General features: G+C 35.1%; 9 protein-coding genes. 8 read left to right on the forward strand and 1 reads right to left on the reverse strand.

The genetic code is table 11. The features are described 5' to 3' along the window. From ETI37_RS06855 to ETI37_RS06890, 8 genes are all read left to right on the forward strand, one after another. Window positions 1–963: a F0F1 ATP synthase subunit gamma gene (locus ETI37_RS06855; protein ID WP_006586524.1), complete on the forward strand. Its 963-nt coding sequence runs from the start codon at window positions 1–3 to the stop codon at window positions 961–963. Window positions 964–984: 21 nt separating this feature from the next. After that, the gene (gene atpD / locus ETI37_RS06860) at window positions 985–2,427 is read left to right on the forward strand and encodes a F0F1 ATP synthase subunit beta (protein WP_006587176.1); all 1,443 of its coding nucleotides are present in this window, start codon (window positions 985–987) and stop codon (window positions 2,425–2,427) included. An 11-nt stretch (window positions 2,428–2,438) separates the two neighbouring features. Beyond that, window positions 2,439–2,882, forward strand: coding sequence for a F0F1 ATP synthase subunit epsilon (locus ETI37_RS06865; RefSeq protein WP_006586526.1), 444 nt, complete (start codon window positions 2,439–2,441; stop codon window positions 2,880–2,882). 50 nt (window positions 2,883–2,932) lie between these two features. Further along, on the forward strand, window positions 2,933–3,169 hold the full coding sequence (locus tag ETI37_RS06870) for a DUF1146 family protein (RefSeq protein WP_006586527.1): 237 nt from the start codon (window positions 2,933–2,935) through the stop codon (window positions 3,167–3,169). An 80-nt stretch (window positions 3,170–3,249) separates the two neighbouring features. Further along, entirely contained in the window at window positions 3,250–4,239 is a 990-nt protein-coding gene (gene mreB, locus ETI37_RS06875; RefSeq protein ID WP_006587177.1) for a rod shape-determining protein, read from the forward strand. A 9-nt stretch (window positions 4,240–4,248) separates the two neighbouring features. After that, window positions 4,249–4,536, forward strand: coding sequence for a membrane protein insertion efficiency factor YidD (yidD, locus tag ETI37_RS06880; protein ID WP_006586529.1), 288 nt, complete (start codon window positions 4,249–4,251; stop codon window positions 4,534–4,536). An 8-nt stretch (window positions 4,537–4,544) separates the two neighbouring features. Continuing rightward, window positions 4,545–4,772, forward strand: coding sequence for a DUF2969 domain-containing protein (locus ETI37_RS06885; RefSeq protein ID WP_006586530.1), 228 nt, complete (start codon window positions 4,545–4,547; stop codon window positions 4,770–4,772). A 19-nt stretch (window positions 4,773–4,791) separates the two neighbouring features. Beyond that, the gene (locus tag ETI37_RS06890; protein ID WP_048588166.1) at window positions 4,792–5,982 is read left to right on the forward strand and encodes an FtsW/RodA/SpoVE family cell cycle protein; all 1,191 of its coding nucleotides are present in this window, start codon (window positions 4,792–4,794) and stop codon (window positions 5,980–5,982) included. A gap of 59 nt (window positions 5,983–6,041) precedes the next feature. On the opposite strand, the gene ETI37_RS06895 is transcribed toward ETI37_RS06890, so the two are convergent. Further along, complete coding sequence (locus tag ETI37_RS06895) at window positions 6,042–6,482, reverse strand: universal stress protein (protein ID WP_006586532.1); 441 nt, start codon at window positions 6,480–6,482, stop codon at window positions 6,042–6,044. Window positions 6,483–6,661 lie beyond the last annotated feature (179 nt).

The raw sequence follows: 6,661 nt of genomic DNA on the forward strand, positions 1-6,661 counted from the left end.
ATGCCTGCTTCTTTACTTGAATTAAAGAAAAAAATTGCGTCAGTTAAGCAAACTGGAAAAATTACACAAGCAATGCGGATGGTTTCTGCAGCAAAGCTTAATCAGACAGAAAAGAAAGATAAGGGCTATACTCTTTATAATGACACTTTGAAAAAGACAGTTTCTCATTTAATGAGTGCTCAAATTGTCGACCACTTAAAGAGTGAAAATGTTCCTGTTAATTCTAAAAATCTTGCTAAACTCGATTACACAAATGTATTTGGTTTAGGGATTGTTTCTGATTTAATTCAAGCAAGACCAGAAATCAAATCTACAGGATATCTAGTAATTACTGGGGATCGTGGATTAGTTGGTTCTTATAATTCAACAGTAATTAAGAACATGATGGGCTTGTTTGAAGATTCCAAAGCAGAAAATAAAGATGTTAAAGTTTTAGCAGTTGGTCGAGTTGGAGCCCAATTTTTCAAGAAAAATAACATGAATGTTGTTTATGAAAATTCTGGGATAAGTGATGTACCATCATTTAATGAAGTTTTACCAATTGTTTCAACCGCAATTAAGATGTACTTAAATGGTGTCTATGATGAACTTTATGTTTGTTATACTCACCACGTTAATTCTTTATCATCTGCTTTCCGTGTTGAAAAAATGCTACCAATTTCTGACTTGGATATTGGTAGTGAGGAAGCTGAAGCACATGCAAAGCTTGAATATGATATCGATCCAGATATTGATACTGCTTTGAAAGCATTGTTACCACAATTTGCGCGTTCAACAATTTATGGTGCCATTTTGGATGCGAAGACTGCTGAACATGCAAGTTCGATGACAGCAATGCAAAGTGCTTCTGATAATGCAAGTGATTTAGTTTCTAGATTAACTACGCAAATGAACCGTGCAAGACAAGCGCAAATCACCACTGAATTAAGTGAAATTATTGGTGGTGCAAACGCCTTAGAATAATAAGAAAAGGAGGTAGATATTGTGAGTGAAGGTGAAATCGTTCAAGTCGTTGGACCTGTTGTTGACGTACAATTCCCAATTGACAAAAACTTACCTGATATTAACAATGCTTTGCATGTTATTAAGTCAGATGATGAAACCATTACACTTGAAGTAACACTTGAGCTTGGAGATGGTGTGTTAAGAACCATTTCTATGGAATCTACCGACGGTTTAAGACGTGGAATGAAGGTCGTTGATACAGGTGCTCCAATTTCCGTACCTGTTGGTGACGATACTTTGGGACGTGTATTTAATGTCCTAGGTGATCCAATTGATAATGGCCCTAAGTTCCCTGCTGATCATCGTCGTGATAGCATCCACAAGGAAGCTCCTAAGTATTCTGAATTAACTACTAGCCGTGAAATCCTTGAAACTGGTATTAAGGTTATTGACCTCCTTGAACCATATGTTCGTGGTGGTAAAGTTGGATTATTTGGTGGTGCTGGTGTTGGTAAAACTACAATTATCCAAGAATTAATCCATAATATTGCCCAAGAACACGGTGGTATTTCAGTATTTACTGGTGTTGGTGAAAGAACCCGTGAAGGGAACGACTTATACTTTGAAATGAAGGCATCTGGTGTTTTAGATAAAACTGCTATGGTCTTCGGTCAAATGAATGAGCCACCTGGTGCCAGAATGCGTGTTGCATTAACTGGATTGACAATCGCTGAATACTTTAGAGATGTTGAAGGTCAAGATGTTCTTTTGTTCATTGACAATATCTTTAGATTTACTCAAGCTGGGTCAGAAGTTTCAGCCTTACTTGGTCGTATGCCAAGTGCCGTTGGTTATCAACCAACACTAGCAACTGAAATGGGGCAATTACAAGAAAGAATTACTTCTACTAAGAAGGGATCTGTAACCTCAATTCAAGCTGTTTATGTTCCAGCTGATGACTATACTGACCCTGCTCCAGCAACTACTTTTGCTCACCTTGATGCAACTACTAATCTTGAACGTAGTTTGGTTGAACAAGGTATTTATCCAGCTGTTGACCCACTTGAATCAACATCAAGTGCATTGGATCCAGAAGTTGTTGGTGAAGAACACTACGAAGTTGCTACACGTGTGCAACATGTTTTGCAACGTTACCATGAATTGCAAGATATTATCTCAGTTTTAGGTATGGATGAATTGTCAGACGAAGAAAAGATGATTGTTGCGCGTGCTCGTAAGATTCAATTCTTCCTCTCACAAAACTTCTTTGTTGCAGAAACATTTACTGGTGTTCCAGGTTCATATGTTCCTGTAAAAGAAACTATTAAAGGCTTTAAGATGATTTTGGATGGTCATTTAGATGACTTGCCTGAAGATGCATTTAGAGGTGTTGGACCAATTGAAGATGTCATCAAAAAGGCAGAAAAGATGGGTGTAACACCATCTGACCCAGAAGCTAAGGCCTTATTAGCAGAAAAGTAGGGTGATGCTTTATGGCAGAATCTGAAAAGTTAATGACAGTAAATGTTGTGACTCCTGATGGTTTAATTTATTCTCATAAATCAAGCATTGTCGTTATGAGAGCGATTGATGGAGAAAGAGCTGTAATGTACAATCATACTCCATTTTTAACTCCTCTTGTAATTGGTGATGTAAGAGTAAAAAGAGGAAAACAATTAAACAATCGTGTTGATCATATTGCTGTAAATGGTGGCTATATCGACTTTTCAAATAATGTTGCAACAATTATCGCTGACAGTGCTGAACGTGCTAGAAATATTGATTTGTCACGTGCAGAAGCTGCTAAAAAGCGTGCAGAGCAGCATTTAAAGGAAGCCAAAGCAAGTCATAATGAAAGCTCATATGAAAGAGCTTCTGTTGCTTTGAAGCGTGCTGTTAACAGAATTAATGTTCATCAAAGTACACAACAAAAATAATTGAAAAGCAAGCGCTAAGCGTTTGCTTTTTTCTTTATAAGGAGAAGTTTATGCAACAATTGGGTTTACATGCACTTTTAAGTTTATTTATTTATTTCGTAACAACTGCTTTAGCTTTTCAAGCAATTAAATGTTTAGATTTAAGTAAACTATTTAAAATAAAAAAGATTTTTGAAGAACAAATTTTGGACATTTTTTTAGCACTTGGTTTAGGGTATTTAGTAGGGCAGTTTTTTATTGCATTCATGGATTATTCTTTAACTTTGACTAATCTTTTTAATAATTAATAAAGCAATTGCAATCTGACAGGCAAGATAAGGCCAAGTATGGTATAATTTTTCGTGATATAAAATTGGAGGATATACTATTGGCAAAAGACATCGGAATTGATTTAGGTACAGCTAATGTATTAATTAACGTATCAGGTAAAGGTATCGTCTTAAATGAACCTTCTGTTGTTGCAGTTAACACTGAAAATAATGAAGTAGTGGCGGTAGGTACTGAAGCTTATGAAATGGTTGGTAGAACTCCAGGAAATATTAGAGTTATTCGCCCATTAAAAAATGGTGTAATTGCAGATTTTGATATTACTGAAGCAATGCTCAGTTATTTCATTGAAAAGCTCAATGTTAAGGGCTTTATGGCAAAGCCTAACATTTTAATTTGTGCTCCAACTGGTGTAACATCAATTGAACAAAAGGCTATTATTCAAGCTGCTGAAAAATCAGGTGGCGGAAGAGTTTACCTGGATTTTGAACCTAAGGTAGCAGCCGTAGGAGCGGGACTTGATATCTTTAAACCACAAGGAAATATGGTTATTGACATTGGTGGTGGAACAACAGATATTGCTGTTTTATCAATGGGTGAAATTGTAACTGCTAAGTCCTTGCGTTGGGCTGGTGATAAGATGAATCAAGCAATTGTAAGTTACATTAAAAATAATCGGAACTTATTAATTGGTTCTAGAACAGCTGAACAAATTAAAATCGAAATCGGTAGTGCATTTGAACCAGATCCCGAAAAGAAAATTACAGTTCGAGGTAGAGATATGGTTGCAGGGCTTCCTAAGCAAACCACTATTTCAGCGATTGAAGTTCAAGAATCATTACACGATGGCTTGATGTCAATCGTTCGGGCGACTAAGGAAGTATTGGAACAAACCCCACCAGAACTTTCCGCAGATATTATTGATCGTGGTATTATGCTTACTGGTGGTGGAGCATTGCTTGCAAACTTAGATAAATTAATTGCATATTATTTACAAGTTCCAGTATTAACGGCTGATTCCCCACTTGAAGCGGTTGCTTTAGGTACAGGTGCATTACTTAAAAATATTGAAAAGCACCAGGGCCGTTAGGAGAAAATATTGTCAGAATTATTGATCTTTTTGGTTCGAGCTTATCAAAAATTTATTTCGCCAATCTTACCACCAACTTGTCGGTACTATCCAACATGTTCAAGTTATATGATTGATAGTTTGCGTAAGCATGGACCGTTAAAGGGTTTAATAATGGGGATTGCGAGAATAATTCGTTGCAATCCCTTTGTTCGTGGTGGAGTTGATCCAGTTCCGGACCACTTTACTTTAAGGCGAAATCCTCATCCCGAAAAATATGAGGATCCAATTATTGCCAAAAAGTTTCATTCTAAATAGGAGTAATTATGTCTAAAAAGCTTGAAAATATTTCAATTGAAGTAAATGAACTTAAAGGAAAGTCCATTCCTAGTTGGGAAGTTATTATTCCAAACAAAAAGGCTATTGGTATCATTGAAAAGGTGGAAGGTCGCTATCGCGCAACTACTAATAAGAGCAATAATGTCCTTTTTTCAAAGAGTTTGGAAAGTAGTATTAATGACTTACTTTCTTACTTTGCCCTTCATGAAAAATAAAATGGGTCGTGATTAATTAATGGCAAAACTACAAAATAAAACTGATATTTACGATCGAGTTGCTTGGGGAATTGTTGGAGCAATTGCATTATTAGCAATAATCAGTTTTTATGCAATATGGATAGCTGCAAGCAATGACTCCACATTGGGAACTCCTTTTAAAGCAGTGATTGGACAGGCAGTGTGGTATATTTTGTCAATTGCACTTGTAATTGTGATTATGCAATTTGATGCAGATCAACTTTTTAAAATAGCACCGTATGCTTATGCATTAGGTATAATACTTTTAATTTTAGTTTTAATTTTTTATGATCGAAGTAGCTTTGTTAATAATGGTGCAAAAAGTTGGTTCAAATTGGGATCATTGACTTTTCAACCATCAGAAGTAATGAAGCCAGCATTTATATTAATGTTGGCTAGAATTGTTAAAGATCATAATGAATATTATGGCCATACATGGAGAAATGATTGGCTACTTCTAGGGAAAATATTTGCCTGGTTAGCGCCAATTGCTGTTTTGTTAAAATTACAAAATGACTTCGGTACAATGCTGGTATTCTTCGCAATTGTTGGCGGTGTTATTTTGGTGTCAGGGATAACTTGGAAAATAATTGTACCAACTTTTATTGTGATTGCAGTGCTAGGAACAACGACAATCTTACTGGTTACAACAAGTTGGGGACAGGCCTTTTTAGGCCATTTCTTTAAAGCATATCAATTTGAAAGAATAAATTCTTGGCTTGATCCTTCAGGTGATACTTCCTCTGGTGCATATCAATTATGGCAAAGTATGAAGGCAATTGGATCGGGGCAAATTTTGGGTTCTGGTTTTGGGAAATCAAGTGTTTATGTCCCTGTAAGAAGTAGTGATATGGTTTTCTCTGTATTAGGTGAAAGCTTCGGTTTTGTTGGTGGCGTTGTATTAATAATGATTTATTTGTACTTAATAATTCAAATGGTCATGATCAGTTTCGATACAAGAAATGCATTTTACTCATATATTTCAACTGGGATTATCATGATGATTTTATTCCACGTTTTTGAAAATATTGGAATGAGTATAGACTTGCTTCCACTAACAGGTATTCCATTACCATTTGTTTCCCAAGGTGGATCAGCCCTGATTGGTAATATGATTGGTATTGGCTTGATTTTATCAATGAAATTTCATAATAAAGATTATATCTTCTCAACTGCAGGAGACTTCTAAAAAAGCTTTAAGTATGTTGCTACATACTTAAAGCTTTTTTCTCTATTAAATTATAAAAATTATTTTTGTCGAATAACAATGACGTCACAATCAGCTGTTCTAGTAACGTATTCAGTTACACTGCCAATTAGTAACCTTTCAACTGCATTAAGACCAGTTGCTCCTAGTACAATTAAGTCTGTTTGATGCTTTTGTGGGAACTCATGAGCGATGATTGTTTTTGGAGAACCAAACTCAATAGAGTAGTGAACATTTTTGATACCAGCTTTTACAGCGCGATCATAATATTCTTCTAACTTCTTTTTGGCATCAGCTGAAACTTGTTCAACCATTGCTGAATCAAAACTAGAAACATTTTGAAATGATCTAGTATCAATAACATGTAAAATCTCTAAATTTGCGTTGTTTCTTTTAGCAATTGCAACAGCTTTTGAAAAGGCTAAATCAGCTTCCTTTGAACCATCAACAGCAATTTGAATATGTGAATATTGCTTTAACATAATAAGCACCTCTTTCTTAACTTTATTTTACCAAAAAACTAAAAATATATGATTACTTTTTAAATTATTTTTTAGTTATTGTTATTCCAAAAAATAAAATTAGAAACTGTCAAATTTTTTGTGTAAATAGATTTTTCTCGTAGATTGATTTTTTAATCTTTTATTTAATCAAAGTAGGA

The organism is Lactobacillus mulieris, assembly GCF_007095465.1.
GTDB classification, from domain to species: Bacteria; Bacillota; Bacilli; order Lactobacillales; family Lactobacillaceae; genus Lactobacillus; species Lactobacillus mulieris.